The following is an 18,912-nucleotide window of genomic DNA, read 5'->3' on the forward strand; positions in this document are numbered from 1 at the left end:
TCATGTATAAAAATGTAAAATATTTTCATTTCACTGAATTTTCTAGTATCATATTTTTAGATACTTATAATAAGGGGGATATAACAAATGAAAAATGTAATTGAGAAACGCCTTATTCGCGCGGAAGTCTCTACTGAATTGACATGGGACCTTTCTGATTTATACGAATCTGATAAAGAGTGGGAAACTGCATTACGTGTATTAACAGACGATATAAAAAAACTTGATGCATTTAAAGGACAATTACACACTAGCCCCGCTACCTTATTAAATTGCCTACTTTTAGAAGAAGAGCTTTTAATGAAGTTAACAAAACTCGGCGCATATGCAAATTTAAAAGAATCCGCTGATCGTACAGATTCAGTTATTCAAGCGAACTCTTCCAAAATTTCCGCTCTAGGAACGAATGTACGTACCGCACTATCCTTTATTCATAACGAAATTCTCTCATTTGAGGAGGGAACAATTGAAAAATATTTAACTGAGGAAATAAGACTTGAACCTTTCCGTAAATCATTACTAGAGATACTCAAAAAGAGGCAGCACACTCTCTCTCCTGAAACAGAAGAAGCTCTTGCTGCACTCGGCGAAGTTCATAGTTCACCCTACAAAATTTACGGCATGACTAAATTAGCCGATATGGATTTCCCTTCTATACAAGATGAACAAGGAAATGATTTGCCTGTATCGTTTGCATTATTCGAAAGCAAATATGAGTTTTCTCCAAGCGCATATATACGTAAAAAAGCATATTCATCATTTGTTTCCACATTGAAACGATATAAAAATACAGTTGCAACAACATATGCTACTGAAGTAAAAAAACAAGTGGCGCTTTCTCGTTTGCGCAAGTACGAGTCCGTTACCCATATGCTTTTAGAACCTCAAAAAGTTCCACTTGAAATGTATAACAACCAACTAGATATTATTTATAACGAATTAGCGCCTCATATGCGCCGTTTTGCAGATTTAAAAAAGAATGTATTAGGGCTTGATCAAATGCTTTTCTGTGACTTACATGCACCGTTAGATCCTGAATTTAATCCAACAATCACTTACGAAGAAGCTGGCAAACTCATTCAAGATTCTTTAAAAGTATTAGGAAATGAATATAGTTCCATTATCGAAAAGGGCTTCAAAGAAAGATGGGTAGACCTTGCAGATAACGTAGGAAAATCAACAGGTGCCTTCTGCTCTAGCCCATACGGTTCTCACCCTTATATTTTAATTACATGGCAGGGTACGATGCGCGGGTGTTTCACATTAGCTCATGAATTTGGACATGCTGGTCATTTTTATTTAGCTAATAAAAATCAGCGTATTATGAATGTGCGTCCATCTATGTACTTCGTTGAAGCTCCATCAACGATGAATGAATTACTATTAGCCCAGCATTTACTTGCGACTACTGAAGATAAGAGAATGCGCAGATGGGTTATTCTGCAACTACTCGGCACATATTACCACAACTTCGTTACCCATCTACTTGAGGGAGAATATCAAAGAAGAGTATACGCTCTAGCAGAAGAAGGGCAAGCACTCACAGCTACAACTTTAACTGAAATAAAAACGAAGGTCCTTTCGACATTCTGGGGAGATTCCGTAGAAATTGATGAAGGCGCCGGTTTAACATGGATGCGTCAACCTCACTATTATATGGGCTTATATTCTTACACATATTCTGCGGGACTAACTGCTTCTACCGCTGTAGCTCAAATGATTAAAGAAGAGGGACAACCTGCTGTTGATCGCTGGCTTGATGTACTCCGTGCAGGCGGTACAATGAAACCACTTGAATTAATGAAACACGCTGGAGTAGACATGTCAAAACCAGATGCAATCCGTAAAGCCGTTTCTTACGTCGGTTCCTTAATTGATGAATTAGAACGTTCTTATCAAGAATAAAAATAAGCCCTCGCTTTATGAGGGCTTATTCTATATTTACTTTCCAAATCTTTTGCGGTATCCGCACTTTCTACATAGTTCTTCTACTGCAACCCTTTTTGAAAATCCATCCACAATATTGTTCGCTCTTTCACCTTCAATAATATTAGAGAATGAATCATTATTAATATTTCCAAGATTAATAATTCCCTCACCATCTAGACAACAAGGAATAACCGTTCCGTTCGCTAAGATTCCAGCCTGATTTCGAAGACCATGACAGAATCCTTTTCCATCATCCTCTTCTTCATGCAATGCCGGCCACTGGAATTCATAGTCTTGATTAATAAAGACACGTTCCGCAATTTTTATACCTTTTCCCGGTGTAAGCTTCTCTTCAATTTGATAAGATAGATCAAACTCATTTTCAATTATAGATAATAAATCCCTATTTTTTTGGATTTCAGCATTTGTTTTATTATCCTGAGTTAAATTCCATAATCTTAGTGAAACGATTAAGTCCGATTGACTTGTTGCCTCTCTAATGAAAGAAAGTATACTCCTTACATAGCCCTCTTTATCTTGCGAACCTGGGTGTCCATCAAAACTGTGCAGTGAAAAATTCATTTGTCTTAGAGCTGGCTTATTTAACAGTCTATGCCTTCTCTTATTAATTAACGTTCCGTTCGTTGTAATATTAACTTTAAACCCTTTTTCATGGCTTAAATCTAATAGTTGATCTATTTTCGGATGGAGCAACGGCTCACCCTTCACGTGCAAATAAATGTAGTCTGTGTGAGGTTTAATTTGGTCTAATCTTTTAGCAAAATCCTCTACAGAAATGAATTGCTTCTGCCTTTCCGTCGGCGGACAAAAGCTGCACGCAAGATTACATACACTCGTAATCTCCAAGTAAAACTTCTTAAACTTCTTCACCTTTAATTCCTCACTTCTCTGACTACTTATACTTTTTCCCTCTTCATATTACAGCATATTTTTTTAGAAATAGAAACATACTTATTTTAGGAAATCTACATACCATCTATTAATGTTTAAAAGACCATCGGTGATTTTTGTCCAATGGTCTTTTTTACTCTTTATATACAAATGAAAAATTTATTTATGATACGGTTCACCACGATTAATCCGAAACGCTCTATACACCTGCTCAAGCAATACTAATCGCATTAATTGATGTGGTAATGTCATCTTCGAAAAAGAAAGAGATTCGTTTGAACGCTTCATTACTTCAGAACTAAGCCCCAGTGATCCACCAATTACAAATGTGATCTTGCTCTTTCCATATGTAGCAAGGCGATCTATACTTACCGCAAATTCTTCTGATGATTTTTGTTTTCCTTCTATAGCTAACGCAATGACATGCGTATCATCAGAAATTTTATCCAGTATACGAATACCTTCTTTTTCTTTTACAATTAACATTTCTGCTGCACTTAAATTTTCTGGTGCCTTTTCATCTGGCAATTCAATTACTTCTACTTTTGCGTAAGAAGATAATCGTTTTAAGTATTCTGCTATACCTTGTTTTAAGTATTTTTCTTTTAGTTTTCCGATTGAAATAATCGAGATATTCACATTTATTCCCCACCTTACAAACACGTTATCCACAGGACTTATCCACATATCCACAAATGTTACCCACATATTGTGTGAGAATCTGTGTTCGATACAACATATGTCGCCTCATTTTGACAAAATTCACATGTTTTTTTCTCTCCTTTAGAGTTATCCACATTGTTAATAACCGGTGCGACTTCACACTCATCCACAATGATATCTAATGCTAATTCAACATGTTCTAAACAACAAGGCAAATTCATATTCCTCACCTCACTTTTCTACAATAGAAAACAGGAGGTAGACCCTCCTGTTTTTAATACTTTTGAATGCCTAATTTCACCGTTGTTGTCGCTCGTTTTGTACCACGATAAAACGTAAGAGTCATTTTATCATTAATTTTTTTATTATATAAGGCCGTGCGGAACCCAATAATATCGTGCACCGCTTTTCCATCTACCGCCACAATAACATCATGTTCTCTAAGACCCGCATCCGTACCTGGCGAAGGACTTTTTACATCTAAAATGCAGACTCCTTCTGTTACGTTACCTGGTAAGTGTAATGTTTTTGACCAATAGTAACTCGGAATCTCATTTAATGATCTTAGTTCAATCCCAACGTAAGGTCTTCTTACTTTACCGTACTTTTCTAGTTCATTCATAATAGGAACAGCTCTCGTAACTGGAATAGCTAATCCAATTCCTTCTACTTCTTTTGCTGCAATTTTCATTGAGTTAATACCTATTAATTGTCCCGCTACATTTACAAGCGCTCCACCACTATTACCTGGATTAATTGCCGCATCTGTTTGCAATACTTCTACTTGCCAATCGTAATGTCCATCTTGATCTAAATCTACAGGAACAATACGCTCATTAGCCGAAATAATACCTTGTGTGACAGTTCCGGAAAATTGTAACCCCAGTGGATTTCCAATCGCAATAACTGGTTCTCCTCTACGAACGGTATTAGAGTCGCCAATTTCAATCACTTTCTTCACATGCTTCGCATCTATTTCTAGTACAGCTAAGTCCGTGACTACATCGGTTCCTAATACTTTACCCGGAATTTTCTTACCGTCACTTAAGCTCACTTCAATACGATTCGCCCCAGCAACAACGTGGTTATTCGTTACAATATACGCATGTCCATCTGTTCTCTTATAAATCACACCAGAGCCTGTACCAGCTTCCGAATCAGCCTCCGAAAAATTGTCTCGTTGAATATTAATAACACCAACAACAGCCTCTGAAGCACGATCCACAGCGTCTACAAAGCTAATCTGTTTAACAGGAACATTTCCACTTTGAGCTTCAGCCATATTTTTTTCACTTGCTTCAGCTTGCGGAAGCTTACCTGCATGATTTGAAAATAAAGGAGCTCCAAATGCAAATAATGAAGCCCCTACAATTGTCCCCGCTATGCTAGAAATGACAATACCTTTATGTTTCTTTTTGCCTGCACGTTTAATACGATATTTTTCTTCATCAATAAAGGACATATTTGTTCACCTATCTTCCTGAAAACAACTATATTCACCTTTATTGTTTACTAAAATGAAGAATTATACGTATTGAATTTTCGTAGGCATTTTTTGATCCGTATCATGTATTTCAAAGGATTTTCCAACCCCAAAACCTTTTTCTTCTAATACTTGTGATACAGACATACGCGCTAATTCTTTCATGTTATTATCTAAGCTTAAATGTGCTAAATAAATGTGTTTTGTCTCATCTGTAATAACATCAGCCATCGCTAATGCAGCGTCCTCATTACAAACGTGGCCAACGTCGCTTAAAATACGTCGCTTAATGCTCCATGGATAGCGTCCCATACGAAGCATTTCCACATCATGATTGCTTTCAAACACGAAAGCATTTGCTCCCTTAATAACACCTTTCATACGGTCACTTACGTAGCCCGTATCTGTAATAAGAGCTAACTTTCTATTATTGTTATGAAAAGCGTAAAACATCGGTTCCGCCGCATCATGAGAAACACCAAATGATTCAACTTCAATATCCCCAAATGTTTTCACGTCTCCTACTGAGAAAATGAATTTTTGATCAGTTGGGATATTACCTATTAAATGTTCCATTGCATTCCATGTTTTCTCGTTCGCATAAACAGGTAAATCATATTTACGCGCCAATACACCTAATCCTTTAATGTGATCACTATGCTCATGTGTTACAAGAATACCTGATATGTCATTTATATTCAGTTCAGCTTGTTTAAATAAAGCCTCTGTCGCTTTACCACTTAAACCTGCATCGACAAGCAGTTTTTTTTCATCTGTTCCTACATATAGCATATTCCCTGTACTTCCACTTGCAAGTACACTAAAATGCATGCTCATTCTTTCTCACTCCATTATGTTCTTCCGGCACTTGAGTTTCCCCTAATTCCATAACTTGTCCTTCAATTGCATTCACAAAAAAATCCTTTTTTTGTTCTGTCTTTAAGTTCCATGTTGGAGCAAGCACTTGTATATTAGAAGAAGACTCCGCAAGAGTCGCATATCCAATCTGCGCCTCTTTCACGTGCGTATTTTCTGCAATTTTATTTTTCAAATATATATTTTCTAAAGCTGTTTGAGCAGTAATAATTTCTTGTTCTTTCGTCTTTTCGCTTTCGCCCATTTCCTTCAAATCCGTTAACATTGTTTGTGTATATGAAATAAGCTCATTTTTTTCATTTAAATCTACAACAATCATCGCACGATTATTGTAGAAGATTGGTTTATCTTTATACTTTTGAAAGAAGTAAATTTTTGAGTCCTTTATTGCTCCAAACTCATATTTTTGTCCATCCAGCACATAATTTTTCAAAAACTCATTATACTTATCTTTTGACAATGATTTTGTATTTAAAAAAGGCTCTTTTAATTTACCCTCTATTTGATATTCGTCTTGCACATGCGCTGTCTGATTTTTTAAAGATTCCACATCTTCTTCTTTGAAACCCTTATTTTTCGCCATTATAAATGACTCTTTTTTCGGTTCTTTAGGAAAATTTCCCATAGTAATTTTTTCAGCTTTTAATTGTTGATCGATTTTCGTTTCCGTCACAAGTTCTAATTGATTACTATCTTGCTTTTGAATGAACTGAAAGATAAGAAAGAGGTCTAAAACAAAAAAGGTCACAATAAATATGGTCTTAATTCGATCCCAATCCATTTAGTCCCCCCTCACTCCACTCATATATTTGTTGCTTACCATCTTCTTCACATTTTACATACCATATCGGCTGTAAGACAGCGATTCTCACATCACTGATGGACGGTTCCAATGACATTTTATAACCAATACCAACATCCTGAATTGATTTTTTATCAATTTCTGGATTATTCTCTAGTGATGTCATCACTGTACGACCTGATGCGAGAGAAGTTGTTTGTTGTTTACTAGGCAAAGTAATACTGAACTCAAAAAAGGGTCTTTCATACTGCATAATTTCACCTGAACCCCATACTTGTTTTAATTCCGCTATTCCATTTGCATTAAATACAGGCAAACCATCCTCATATAAACGGAATGAAGTTTTCCTCCCATTAATATAATCAAAACGATAGGACTTCAAGGATCCACTATGCCCACTTACAAAGTCAAAACTTTTTTGTAAAATTACCGCATTATCCGTAGATTTATCACCATGTACAGCGGAATTTTTATATTTCAACATTGCATCCGACTTATCAATTTCCATAGAACGGATGCCATCTGTAAATGTTTCCTTTGTTTTCTCAGAAATAGGACTTAAATAACGTGGATCACTAAATAAAGCATTTTTAAATGGATCCACTTCTAGTTTAGCTGTAATATACTCTGCCTTACTTAATTCCGTAATTCCCTCTGGTAAAAAAAGTTTTTTTGTATCATTTATTTGATACTCAAAATATGGTCTTGCTACTGTTATAAGTTGATTTTGAGCATTTATAATATCCTTTATATAAGCACCACTTAATGTTGCTTGATATATTTTATGAGGAGTATCATAGGAAACAAAGCTAACTTTAATTTCTTGATCCTTACTTCTAGAAGGATCAATTATAATACGATTAAAACTTCTGTTACTTTCTATGTTTTTATCTTTAATATTAAACATATTTTTAATCGTATCTAACGGGATATTTGTAGGAAAAACAAATTCAATTTTTTCTTCTCCGTGTACATAAGACAGAAAATCACCTTTAGGGACTGTCCACGTTATTTCCTCGAAATTATGTAATTCTCCGTTTTCAAGAATTTTATAGATCGAATCCACATTTTCCTTCTTTTCGCTTACATAATGATTTTTCTCTTTATGAATAACGACAGAGGATGGGCGAACAACCTCCGAAATCTTTATCGTATTTATCTCTTCGTTACCTTGAACGAACTTTGTATTTTGCATAGAAGTAGAATCAGGAACATATGTCCACAAGTTAAAAGTAAGAAATAGACTAATGACAACCAAATTAATTAGAACTATCGTTTTAAAGTTTTCCATACTCATTCCCAATCGTCCTCTTCATCTGTCGCCATTGGCAATGTGAAATAAATAGTTGTCCCTTTTCCTTCCTCACTTTTCGCCCAAACCGAGCCGCCATGTGCCTCAATCATTTCTTTCGCAATGGCTAACCCAAGACCTGTACCACCCATTTGTCTCGAACGCGCTTTATCTACACGATAAAAACGTTCAAATATTTTATCTACATTTTCTTTCGGAATTCCCATTCCTTGATCACTCACACTAATCTCTAATAACTCCCCGCGGTCACGTAGGCGATATGTTACTGTACCACCTTCTGGCGAATATTTTAGTGCATTGGAAATAATGTTATACAAAACTTGTGTAATTTTGTCTGTATCCATATCAATAAATCGAGATTTTTTAGAGAAAGATCGTTTGAAGCTTACATTTTGCTCTTTAGACATTTCAAAACGATCGATAACGTTATTAAAGAAATCAGTAAAGTCGACCCATTCCTTCATTAAGCGATGTTCTGTACTATCTAGTTTAGATAGTTGTAACAATGCATTTACAAGCCTGATCATTCTTTCCGTTTCTTCTTGTGTAACTGTTAAAAATTGCGGTGCAATATTGGGATCTTGCCATGCTCCATCAGTAAGTGCTTCTAAGTAACTGCGCATCGTTGTTAACGGCGTTCTTAACTCATGAGATACGTTCGCAACAAACTCACGGCGCTCTTGTTCTATCCGCTCCTGCTCTGTTACATCATATAATACAGCAATTAAACCATTTGCCTTCCCTGTTTCTTTTTGAATAACAGAGAAACTAGCACGTAAAATATATGGTTCATTTCTCGTACTAAAATCTAATAAAACTGAATCAGGCTCTTCATATAAATGATCCAGTGTAAATTCTTCTTGTATTCCTAGCACTTCTAACACTGATTGATCTAGCGCCGTTTCACGCGAAACATTTAACATCTTTTCTGCAGGATCATTTAATAAAATGATATCCCCTTTTCGATCAGTAGCAATTACTCCATCTGTCATATGTGATAAAACGGATGATAATTTTCGTCTTTCACTTTCTGTGGAGGAACGAGCTTGTTGTAATTTTTTAGATAAATTGTTAAAAGATAATGCTAATTGTCCAATCTCATCGTGACTATGCACCTTTACTTTTCGCGAATAATTTCCTTTCGCCATTTCAATTGCTTGTCTTCGCATATCTGAAATTGGTCTCGTAATTGTTTGAGCCAATAAAATTCCAAGTACAGCTGTTACTAATAAAGCAATTACTGTCCCCGTTGCGAAAATTTGGTTGATGTCCTTCATTTGTTTATACACATCTTCCATAGATGCAACGATATGAATGACACCAAGTACCTCTCCGCCTGGCTCTTTTAGAATAGGGGTAATCATAACTTGAACTCGATGACCTGTATTTCCATCTTTCTCAATCTTTGACTCTGGTTTCTTTTGTACCATTACCCGTTGTACAGCTGTATCTGCTGACGTTCTTCCTACCTTATTTTGCTTAGACCCGTCTGAAATTGCCATTAATTTTTTAGTAGAATCAATTACACTTACTTCTTGAATATCTTTCTTACGATCTGATGCGAATTTTTGAATCGAATCATTAATAGCTTTATCTACTGATTCTGTTTTAGGACGTTCTTTTACAAACTCTTGCTTCAGGTTATAAGAAAGTAGATTTGTTTGCTGCGTTAAGGAATCTTGAAAGCCTTTTACAAGGCTTTTTTCTAATTCCCTGACGAAATATACACCAATTATTTGCATTGCTATTAATATTAACAGCATATATATGAGCACAAATTTTAAATGAATAGATTGAAAAAAACCAACTTTCTTCATATACTATTCCTGTTCTGGGTCACGCAAGTAATACCCTACTCCACGTCTAGTTACAATTAAAGTAGGATGACTTGGATTATCTTCAATTTTTTCGCGTAAACGACGTACTGTTACGTCTACTGTACGTACATCTCCAAAATAATCATAACCCCAAACTGTTTGTAATAAATGTTCACGAGTCATAACTTGACCTAAATGCTTCGCTAAATAATGTAGTAATTCAAATTCACGATGTGTAAGCTCAATGCTTTCTTCACGCTTTGTTACACTATAAGCGTTCGAATTGATAACGATTGGTCCAATAACCATTTCGGTATTTTCTTCTTTCTCTGCAGCACCACCCTGCTGATGGCGACGTAAATTCGCTTTCACACGAGCAAGTAACTCCCTCGTACTAAATGGCTTCGTTACATAATCATCTGCCCCAAGCTCAAGCCCTAATACTTTATCAATTTCAGAGTCTTTTGCTGTAAGCATAATAATTGGCATTTCTGAGCTTTTACGTATTTCACGACATACCTCTAAACCGTCTTTTCCCGGTAACATAATATCTAATAAAACCATATCTGGCTGTTCTTCATTTGCTTTTTCAATCGCCTCATCACCATCATGCGCCATTACAATTTCAAAACCTTCTTTTTCTAGGTTGAACTTCAAAATATCCGCAATTGGCTTTTCATCATCAACTACTAAAATTTTCTTTCCCATCATCGTCTATTTCCTCCTTATAAAAATATGATCAATAATCCTCAAACATATTGGTGTTTCTATAGTATGTTCCTATATGACAACAATCTTAGTCTAAGTATTTCTCCTCTATTCTCATAGACTCATGTATCATCCACTTTTACACAGAATCCTATACGATCTATAGAAAAACCTCTAGCTTCAACTGCTAGAGGCTCCTCATTCTATTGTAAAATAACTACCCACATTTGTAAAACTGGACAAAATAAAAAGGATATTAAGTGGGCCCACTTAATATCCTGAGAGTGGCTCGGGACGGAATCGAACCGCCGACACGAGGATTTTCAGTCCTCTGCTCTACCGACTGAGCTACCGAGCCAAAACTATATATAAAACCACTAATGGTGGTATAAACAAAAGTGGCGGTCCCGACCGGGGTCGAACCGGCGATCTCCTGCGTGACAGGCAGGCATGTTAACCACTACACCACGGGACCAAAAATGAACATAAAAAAACATGACCCGTACGGGATTCGAACCCGTGTTACCGCCGTGAAAGGGCGGTGTCTTAACCACTTGACCAACGGGCCACGAAAAATAAAATGGTGAGCCATGAAGGATTCGAACCTTCGACCCTCTGATTAAAAGTCAGATGCTCTACCAACTGAGCTAATGGCTCATACTCACCAACGTCATATTTTCGTGACGACAAGACATATCATAACATGTTATCTTTCATTTTTGCAATACCTTTTTTTATTTTTTTATAAAAAATAAGAAAAAACTCATAAAAATATGAGTTTTTTCTTAAAAAAATCAATTTTTTATATCAATTAAGCTTCGTATACGTTACGAACGATATTTGTTTGATTACGATCTGGTCCAACCGAGAACATAGATAATTGGATTCCTGTTAATTCAGAAACACGCTCTACGTATTTTCTTGCATTTTCAGGAAGCTCATCCAATGATTTCACAGCAGTAACATCTTCTGTCCAACCTGGAAGCTCTTCATATACAGGCTCACATTTCGCTAAAATGTTTAAGTTAGCTGGAACTTCATCGATAACTTCGCCATTGCATTTGTAAGCAACACAAATTTTAACAGTTGGAATACCTGTTAATACATCGATAGAGTTTAATGATAAATCTGTTAAACCACTAACACGACGTGCATGTCTTACAACAACGCTATCGAACCAACCTACACGGCGTGGACGACCCGTTGTTGTTCCGTATTCACGACCAACTTCACGAATTTGGTGACCGATTTCATCATTAAGTTCAGTAGGGAACGGGCCATCACCAACACGGCTTGTATATGCTTTACATACACCTACAACGCGAGTAACTTTCGCAGGACCAACTCCAGTTCCAACTGTTACACCACCAGCAATTGGGTTAGAAGATGTAACGAACGGGTACGTACCGTGGTCGATATCAAGCATAACACCTTGTGCGCCTTCAAATAATACACGATGATTGTTATCTAGTGCATCATTTAATACGACAGATGTATCGCATACGTAATGTGCGATTTGTTGTCCGTATTCGAAGTACTCTTCAAAGATTTCTTCTACGCTGAAACCTTCTGTATCGTACATTTTTTCAAACAAACGATTTTTCTCCACTAAATTACGCTCAAGCTTCTCTTTAAACGCTTCACGGTCTAAAAGATCAGCCATACGGATACCAATACGAGCAGCTTTATCCATATATGCAGGACCGATACCTTTTTTCGTTGTACCGATCTTGTTATCACCTTTACTCGCTTCTTCTAATTCATCTTGTTTTAAGTGATAAGGTAAAATAACGTGCGCACGGTTACTTACACGTAAATTATCAGTACTTACACCACGATCGTGTAAGTATTTCAACTCTTCAAGTAATGCTTTCGGATCTACTACTAAGCCATTTCCGATTACACAAATTTTCTCTTTATAGAAAATACCAGATGGAATTAAGTGTAATTTATATTTAACTCCGCCGAAAACAATTGTATGTCCCGCGTTATTTCCACCTTGATATCTTGCAACTACTTCCGCATGCTCAGAAAGAAAATCAGTGATTTTACCTTTTCCTTCGTCGCCCCATTGTGTTCCTACAACTACTACTGAAGACATTATTAAAGCACCTCCGCAATTTTCAAACGATCTATTCAAACAATATAATTGTACCAAAACAGAAAGAGAAGTCAACCAAAAAGCGAACATTTTTTTATCGAAAAACGTTTTCGTTCGTAAGAATTACATATTCATCTTATGAAAGCCCTATCTTTCATATAAAAAAAAAGAAACACATCTTATTATAAGAAATGTGTTTCTTTTTTATACTGCCTTTATGCGTGCGGTGCATGTCCATCCTCAAAGCGGCGTTCTAAGTTGACGAATTTATTAAATTCCTTAACAAACGCAAGCTCTACTGAACCTACCGGACCATTACGTTGTTTTGCAATGATAATTTCAATTGTATTTTTATTTTCTGTTTCACGGTCATAGTAATCTTCACGATATAGGAAGGCTACAATGTCAGCATCCTGCTCGATACTTCCTGATTCACGAATGTCAGACATCATCGGACGTTTATCTTGACGAGATTCTACACCACGAGATAACTGCGACAAGGCGATAACAGGTACTTGCAATTCACGTGCAATCCCTTTTAATGTACGAGAAATCTCAGATACTTCCTGCTGACGGTTTTCTCCTGATTTCCCACTTCCTTGAATAAGCTGTAAATAGTCAATCAAAACCATCCCAAGACCTTGCTCTTGCTTTAATCTACGACATTTTGCTCGAATCTCATTTACTTTAATCCCTGGTGTATCATCAATATATATACCAGCATTAGAAAGGCTACCCATCGCCATTGTTAATTTCGCCCAATCATCAGAAGTTAATGAACCGGTACGAAGTCTTTGTGCATCAATGTTTCCTTCTGCACAAAGCATACGCATAACAAGCTGATCAGAGCCCATCTCTAAACTAAAAATCGCTACATTTTCATCAGTTTTCGTCGCTACGTTTTGTGCGATATTTAGTGAAAATGCAGTTTTTCCTACCGATGGACGCGCCGCCACGATGATTAAATCATTTCGCTGAAAACCTGCGGTCATCTTATCTAATTCAGTAAATCCAGTTGGTATCCCGGTAACTTCACCCTTTTGATTATGCAAAAGTTCAATTTTATCATAAGCATCTACAAGAACATCTTTAATGTTTTGGAATGCTTTTGCATTTGTTTGGTGAGATACTTCTAATATTTTTTTCTCAGCCTCATTTAAAAGGCCATCCACATCATCTTCTCGCTCGTATCCATCCGATACAATATGAGTCGCCGTTCGAATTAAACGACGTAAAAGTGCCTTTTCAGCGATGATGCGTGCATAATATTCTACGTTAGCAGCTGTTGGAACAACTTCTGCTAACTCTGCTAGATAAGAAACCCCACCAACTTCTTCTAGTAATCCTTGATCAGCCATCGCTGATGTCATTATTACTAAGTCGATTGGTTCTCCCTTATCAGACAACCCAAGCATGACTTCAAAAATCTTTTGATGTTTCGTTCGATAAAATGAGTCAGGTACCAATAGTTCCGATGCTGACGTTAACGCATCCTGATCAATTAATATGGCACCTAAGACTGCCTGCTCAGCTTCTATATTATGCGGAGGGGTACGATCAGCCATTACATCACTCATGCGCAATCCTCCTTGCTTAATTTATTTTTATTGTTCACTAACATGAACTTTTACTGTTGCTGTTACTTGCGGATGCAATTTCACAGTGACGTTCGTATAACCTAATGCACGGATTGCATCATCCATTTCAAATTTACGTTTATCAAGTTTAATCTTGTGTGACTTTTGCATTACATCTACAATTTGTTTACTCGTGATAGAACCAAATAAGCGGCCACCTTCTCCAGATTTCACCTTTACTTCTACAGTTAATTTCTCTAATGTTTCTTTCAGCTCTTTTGCATTCTCAACTTCTGCTGCTGCATCTTTTTCCTCTTTGCGCTTTTGAGCATCTAAAGTTTTCATACTGCTGTTTGTCGCTTCGGCAGCTAACCCCTGTTTTAGTAAGAAATTATTTGCATAACCGTCTGGTACGTTTTTTATTTCTCCTTTTTTACCTTTACCTTTTACGTCTTTTAGAAAAATTACTTTCATGATTGTGTGCCTCCCTGTAAATAGTCATCAATAACAAATCGAAGCTTCTCCTCCGCTTCATCTACTGTAACATTTTTCATTTGTGTGGCTGCATTTGTTAAGTGCCCGCCACCTCCTAAATTCTCCATAATTAGCTGTACATTCAATTCACCTAAAGATCTACCACTAATTCCAATGAAATTTTCTCCACGTTTTGCAATAACAAACGATGCAATGATACCTGTCATCGTCAATAATGTGTCGGCTGATTGTGCAATAAGTACTTGGTCATAATATTCATCACCATCAACTTTAGCAATCGCAATTCCATTTTTATAAATGTACGCATTTTTAATGGCTTTTGCAACTCGTAAATACTGACCCATATCTTCTTTTAAAAGTTCTTGTACAAGTACAGTGTCTGCGCCATGCGAGCGTAAATAAGAAGCGGCATCAAATGTACGAGCGCCTGTACGGAATGTAAAACTTTTCGTATCAACAATAATACCAGCTAACAATGCCGTTGCTTCTAACATTGTCATCTTTAAATTTTTCGGTTGATACTCAAGTAATTCTGTAACAAGCTCTGCCGTTGAAGAAGCGTATGGCTCCATATAAACAAGTAATGGATCTTCAATGAAATCTTCCCCGCGGCGATGATGGTCAATAACTACTACATTTTCAATCTTGTGTAACAGTTTTGCCTCCATCACCATTGAAGGTTTATGCGTGTCAACAACAACAAGTAATGAATCATCATTTGCAAATTCCATCGCTTGCCCTGGTGTAATAAAATGTGACCATAACTCTTCATTTTGTTTCACTTTATCCATCAAACGTTTGATTCCTTTATCAGAATCATTTTCATCTAATACAATATATCCTTTGCGCTCATTTAATTGAGCTACCTTTAAAATACCAATCGCTGCACCAATCGCATCCATATCAGGAGCTCTATGCCCCATTATAATGACATTACTGCTTTCTAATACTAAATCCTTTAATGCATGCGAAATAACCCTAGCACGTACACGAGTACGCTTTTCAACCGGATTTGTCTTACCACCGTAAAACTTAACTTTACCCGTTGCTTGTTTAATAGCTACTTGGTCTCCTCCTCGTCCTAATGCAAGGTCTAAACCAGATTGAGCCATCGCTCCAAGTTCTGATAAAGGTAAATCACCTGAGCCAACACCAACACTTAATGTAAGTGGTATATTCCTTTTTGATGTTTCTTCACGCACTTGATCCAAAATACTAAATTTCCCTTTCTCCATTTGCGCTAAAATACTTTCATTTAGTACAACGAAGAATCTTTCTGAAGATGCACGTTTCAAATATGCACCATACTTAACGGCCCATTCATTTAGACGTGACGTCACAAGACTTGTTATATTCGTACGTAATTGGTCATCTAATCCTTGTGTAACTTCATCATAGTTATCTAAATAAATAACAGCTAAAACAGTGCGTTGATCTTCATACATCTTTTCAATTTCTGTTTGTTCCGTTACATCAAAGAAATAAATTAGCTTTTCTTCTTTCCTTACAAAAACACGAAACTTTCGATTATTTAAAGAAACTATATCGTCAGAAGTTTCCCCCTTAATAAAAAGGAGTAATGTTTCTGATACATCGTAAAGGTGCCAACCAGCTAATGCATGCTGTCCCAAACATGATGATAAATAAGGATTCGCCCAATCAATCCCATAATCCTTATTGTATAACAAAATACCAATTGGCATTTGGTTAAATGCTTCATTACTCACTTTCTTTACCCTTGTAATCATATCTGTCGTATGTTTTTCAAAATTCCTTTGAAAAGTAAGTTCGAATCGTATAACGAAAAAAAGTACAATACAAAAGATAAAAAAGGCTGATATCCCCATAATTAAATGAAAGTAACAGAGGAGTGAAATTAGCACGAATACAAAAAATGCCAATACGTAAACAGGATATAAAAACCACTGTTTCTTATAAAATTCAGGCATGTATACAACTCCTATAAAGTAAAACTAACTCACTTTCCAGTTAGTTAAACAAATTAAAATAGTGTAAGGAATATTATTTTATTCCCCTATTTTAGAACGCAATGAAATCCCTAAATCAATTATACCTAAGATTGTTACAAGAGGAAACATCATCGGAATAAACATGCAGACAATAAAACTAATAATAGGAACACCTTTCGTAAAACCTTTGCTATGCGCTATAAAAGCGATAAATGTCAGACCTTGCAGTACTAATAGTAAAGCAAATATGACATATAAATTAGAAAATACCATATGTAAATATGATGTCGGTTCTACTTTTATAAAAGTTGATAGCAAAATAAATATAACGTAATACCAAACAATACTCTTTGGTAATTGTATATCTTTAAATTTAGGCCAAGGTATAACGTCATGCTTTAGTTTTCTCAAAACACTACCTGATATCATAACTGTAATCCAAGAAAAACATACAGAAACCATTACAAGCAAACTTGGGAATAACGTTTGTAACACATCATTAAATTGTGCAAATAATTCTTTTTGCTCTTTACTAATAGGCATACCCGCAGCAGTAACTATCTTTTCACTTTGCGCCATACTTTCATTAAACATATTTTGCATTTGCTTCATTAAATCTATGTTAAAAAACTTTATACTCGCAACATAAATGAGCATAATACCAATTAAGTACGCAAGCGTCCCCGCCATTAAAGTTTCTACCGGCTTTTTTCGTTTTTTATACATATATCCTAAAACGATACCTATCAATCCAAACATAGTTGTCTTTACTAGGTTCATCGGCTGACTGACAATAACAGTAATAAAAAGCGCCGCAGTAAAAACTATAAAGGCGTTAGATAATCTATATCTTATCGTTAGCAATATAAATGGCAATGGCAACGCAAACGTTACAACTGTACCTAAAATTGGAACATACATAGATATAAGCAATAACATTGCATATATCGCTAACAGTGCTGCACCCTCAGTAATAAATTTCGTATTCTTCATCATCTAACCTCTCTTTCAAAAAAAGAAAAGCATAGCAAAATGCACAGTAGAGTCCGACTCTACTGTGCATTTCATACGCTATTATTCACCAACATATGGTAAAAGTGCCATTTGACGAGCACGTTTAATTGCAACTGTAAGTTTGCGTTGGTATTTCGCGCTTGTTCCTGTTACACGACGAGGTAAAATTTTACCGCGCTCAGAAACGAAACGTTTTAATAAATCAACATCTTTATAGTCAATGCGAGTGATGCCGTTAGATGTAAAGAAACACACCTTACGACGCTTCGCACGTCCACCTTTGCGTCCTGCCATGTCTATTCCCTCCATTCTTTGTTAAAAATAGCCGATTCACACCATTAAAATGGTAAATCGTCGTCCGAAATGTCAATCGGTTGACCAACATTCGAAAATGGATCGTCATTCTTCGTAAATCCAGAGTTACCTTGATTACCTTGGTTACCTGAATTACTAGATTGACCAAATGGGTTAGAGCTTTGGTTACCGAAACCAGCTCCTGATGGTTGCTGATTGAATGAACCACGTTGCTCCCCACCGCCATTACGCGGCTCTAAAAATTGTACGCTCTCCGCAAGAACTTCTGTTACATATACACGTTTACCATCTTGTCCATCGTAATTACGAGTTTGAAGACGTCCGTCTACGCCTGCTAAGCTACCTTTTTTCAAATAATTTGCCACGTTTTCTGCTTGTTTACGCCATATTACACAATTAATAAAGTCAGCTTCACGCTCACCTTGTTGATTCGCAAATGCGCGATTCACAGCTAACGTAAAAGTAGCTACTGCAACACCATTGGGCGTGTAACGTAAGTCAGGGTCCTTAGTTAAACGACCAACGAGGATAACACGATTCATCAATCGAACCACTCTCCCTTATATATCAATTATTTTTCTTCTTCTTTAACAACGATATGACGAAGGATATCTTCGTTGATCTTAGCTAAACGGTCGAATTCGTTAATCGCCTCTGAGTTAGAGTTCACGTTTAAGATCATGTAGAAACCTTCACGTAAGTCGTTGATTTCGTAAGCTAAACGACGCTTACCCCACTCTTTTGTGTTAATGATTTCTGCACCATTGTTTGTTAAAACACCTGCGAAACGTTCAACTAAAGCTTTTTGAGCTTCTTCTTCAACGCCAGGACGAATGATGTACATAATTTCGTACTTTCTCATTACACTTTCACCTCCTTTTGGTCTAAACGGCCCATAATGGGCAAGGAGCAATTAATTTATAGTAATTACTCACGAG

The 18,912-nt window shown here is 36.4% G+C and carries 18 protein-coding genes and 4 tRNA genes; 1 reads left to right on the forward strand and 21 read right to left on the reverse strand.

Features of this window, described 5'->3' with window-relative positions; translation table 11 throughout:
- Positions 1-87: 87 nt before the first annotated feature.
- The gene (pepF, locus tag NSS97_RS27645; protein WP_044438335.1) at positions 88-1,905 is read left to right on the forward strand and encodes an oligoendopeptidase F; all 1,818 of its coding nucleotides are present in this window, start codon (positions 88-90) and stop codon (positions 1,903-1,905) included.
- 36 nt (positions 1,906-1,941) lie between these two features.
- On the opposite strand, the gene NSS97_RS27650 is transcribed toward pepF, so the two are convergent.
- The 21 genes from NSS97_RS27650 to rpsF all read right to left on the reverse strand — a co-directional run bounded on the left by NSS97_RS27650 (position 1,942) and on the right by rpsF (position 18,836).
- Complete coding sequence (locus NSS97_RS27650) at positions 1,942-2,820, reverse strand: radical SAM/SPASM domain-containing protein (RefSeq protein WP_002016446.1); 879 nt, start codon at positions 2,818-2,820, stop codon at positions 1,942-1,944.
- Between the two features lie 180 nt (positions 2,821-3,000).
- A complete protein-coding gene (gene rlmH / locus NSS97_RS27655) occupies positions 3,001-3,480 on the reverse strand; it encodes a 23S rRNA (pseudouridine(1915)-N(3))-methyltransferase RlmH (RefSeq protein WP_002130178.1) in 480 nt (159 codons plus the stop codon).
- Between the two features lie 59 nt (positions 3,481-3,539).
- The gene (locus NSS97_RS27660; RefSeq protein ID WP_044438334.1) at positions 3,540-3,725 is read right to left on the reverse strand and encodes a CxxH/CxxC protein; all 186 of its coding nucleotides are present in this window, start codon (positions 3,723-3,725) and stop codon (positions 3,540-3,542) included.
- A gap of 53 nt (positions 3,726-3,778) precedes the next feature.
- Complete coding sequence (locus NSS97_RS27665; protein ID WP_002035000.1) at positions 3,779-4,966, reverse strand: S1C family serine protease; 1,188 nt, start codon at positions 4,964-4,966, stop codon at positions 3,779-3,781.
- A 63-nt stretch (positions 4,967-5,029) separates the two neighbouring features.
- Entirely contained in the window at positions 5,030-5,824 is a 795-nt protein-coding gene (locus NSS97_RS27670) for an MBL fold metallo-hydrolase (protein ID WP_002130181.1), read from the reverse strand.
- Positions 5,808-6,644: a two-component system regulatory protein YycI gene (locus NSS97_RS27675; RefSeq protein ID WP_002130182.1), complete on the reverse strand. Its 837-nt coding sequence runs from the start codon at positions 6,642-6,644 to the stop codon at positions 5,808-5,810. The genes NSS97_RS27670 and NSS97_RS27675 overlap by 17 nt, the downstream gene beginning before the upstream one ends.
- Positions 6,625-7,962 carry a YycH family regulatory protein gene (locus NSS97_RS27680; protein WP_002167281.1) on the reverse strand — a complete coding sequence of 446 codons (1,338 nt, stop codon included), beginning with the start codon at positions 7,960-7,962 and terminating at the stop codon, positions 6,625-6,627. Before NSS97_RS27680 ends, NSS97_RS27675 begins: the two co-directional genes overlap by 20 nt.
- Complete coding sequence (gene walK, locus NSS97_RS27685) at positions 7,959-9,794, reverse strand: cell wall metabolism sensor histidine kinase WalK (RefSeq protein ID WP_044438333.1); 1,836 nt, start codon at positions 9,792-9,794, stop codon at positions 7,959-7,961. The genes NSS97_RS27680 and walK overlap by 4 nt, the downstream gene beginning before the upstream one ends.
- A 3-nt stretch (positions 9,795-9,797) precedes the next feature.
- A complete protein-coding gene (gene walR / locus NSS97_RS27690; protein WP_000971867.1) occupies positions 9,798-10,505 on the reverse strand; it encodes a cell wall metabolism DNA-binding response regulator WalR in 708 nt (235 codons plus the stop codon).
- 282 nt (positions 10,506-10,787) lie between these two features.
- A tRNA-Phe gene (locus NSS97_RS27695) sits at positions 10,788-10,860 on the reverse strand.
- Between the two features lie 41 nt (positions 10,861-10,901).
- Positions 10,902-10,977: transfer RNA gene (locus NSS97_RS27700), tRNA-Asp, on the reverse strand.
- Between the two features lie 21 nt (positions 10,978-10,998).
- Positions 10,999-11,070: transfer RNA gene (locus NSS97_RS27705), tRNA-Glu, on the reverse strand.
- A 13-nt stretch (positions 11,071-11,083) separates the two neighbouring features.
- Positions 11,084-11,159: transfer RNA gene (locus tag NSS97_RS27710), tRNA-Lys, on the reverse strand.
- A gap of 154 nt (positions 11,160-11,313) precedes the next feature.
- Complete coding sequence (locus NSS97_RS27715; protein ID WP_002016456.1) at positions 11,314-12,603, reverse strand: adenylosuccinate synthase; 1,290 nt, start codon at positions 12,601-12,603, stop codon at positions 11,314-11,316.
- Between the two features lie 215 nt (positions 12,604-12,818).
- Positions 12,819-14,180, reverse strand: coding sequence for a replicative DNA helicase (gene dnaB / locus NSS97_RS27720; RefSeq protein WP_002016457.1), 1,362 nt, complete (start codon positions 14,178-14,180; stop codon positions 12,819-12,821).
- Positions 14,181-14,207: 27 nt separating this feature from the next.
- A complete protein-coding gene (rplI, locus tag NSS97_RS27725) occupies positions 14,208-14,654 on the reverse strand; it encodes a 50S ribosomal protein L9 (RefSeq protein ID WP_044438332.1) in 447 nt (148 codons plus the stop codon).
- The gene (locus tag NSS97_RS27730) at positions 14,651-16,624 is read right to left on the reverse strand and encodes a DHH family phosphoesterase (RefSeq protein WP_044438331.1); all 1,974 of its coding nucleotides are present in this window, start codon (positions 16,622-16,624) and stop codon (positions 14,651-14,653) included. The genes rplI and NSS97_RS27730 overlap by 4 nt, the downstream gene beginning before the upstream one ends.
- A 78-nt stretch (positions 16,625-16,702) precedes the next feature.
- On the reverse strand, positions 16,703-17,638 hold the full coding sequence (locus tag NSS97_RS27735) for a YybS family protein (protein WP_002130187.1): 936 nt from the start codon (positions 17,636-17,638) through the stop codon (positions 16,703-16,705).
- 81 nt (positions 17,639-17,719) lie between these two features.
- Entirely contained in the window at positions 17,720-17,953 is a 234-nt protein-coding gene (gene rpsR / locus NSS97_RS27740; protein ID WP_000918874.1) for a 30S ribosomal protein S18, read from the reverse strand.
- A gap of 44 nt (positions 17,954-17,997) precedes the next feature.
- Positions 17,998-18,519 carry a single-stranded DNA-binding protein gene (gene ssb, locus NSS97_RS27745; RefSeq protein ID WP_000981963.1) on the reverse strand — a complete coding sequence of 174 codons (522 nt, stop codon included), beginning with the start codon at positions 18,517-18,519 and terminating at the stop codon, positions 17,998-18,000.
- Between the two features lie 26 nt (positions 18,520-18,545).
- Positions 18,546-18,836: a 30S ribosomal protein S6 gene (rpsF, locus tag NSS97_RS27750; RefSeq protein ID WP_001233782.1), complete on the reverse strand. Its 291-nt coding sequence runs from the start codon at positions 18,834-18,836 to the stop codon at positions 18,546-18,548.
- Between the last annotated feature and the right edge of the window lie 76 nt (positions 18,837-18,912).

This window comes from Bacillus sp. FSL R12-0074, assembly GCF_038005725.1.
Classification (GTDB): Bacteria; Bacillota; Bacilli; order Bacillales; family Bacillaceae_G; genus Bacillus_A; species Bacillus_A mycoides.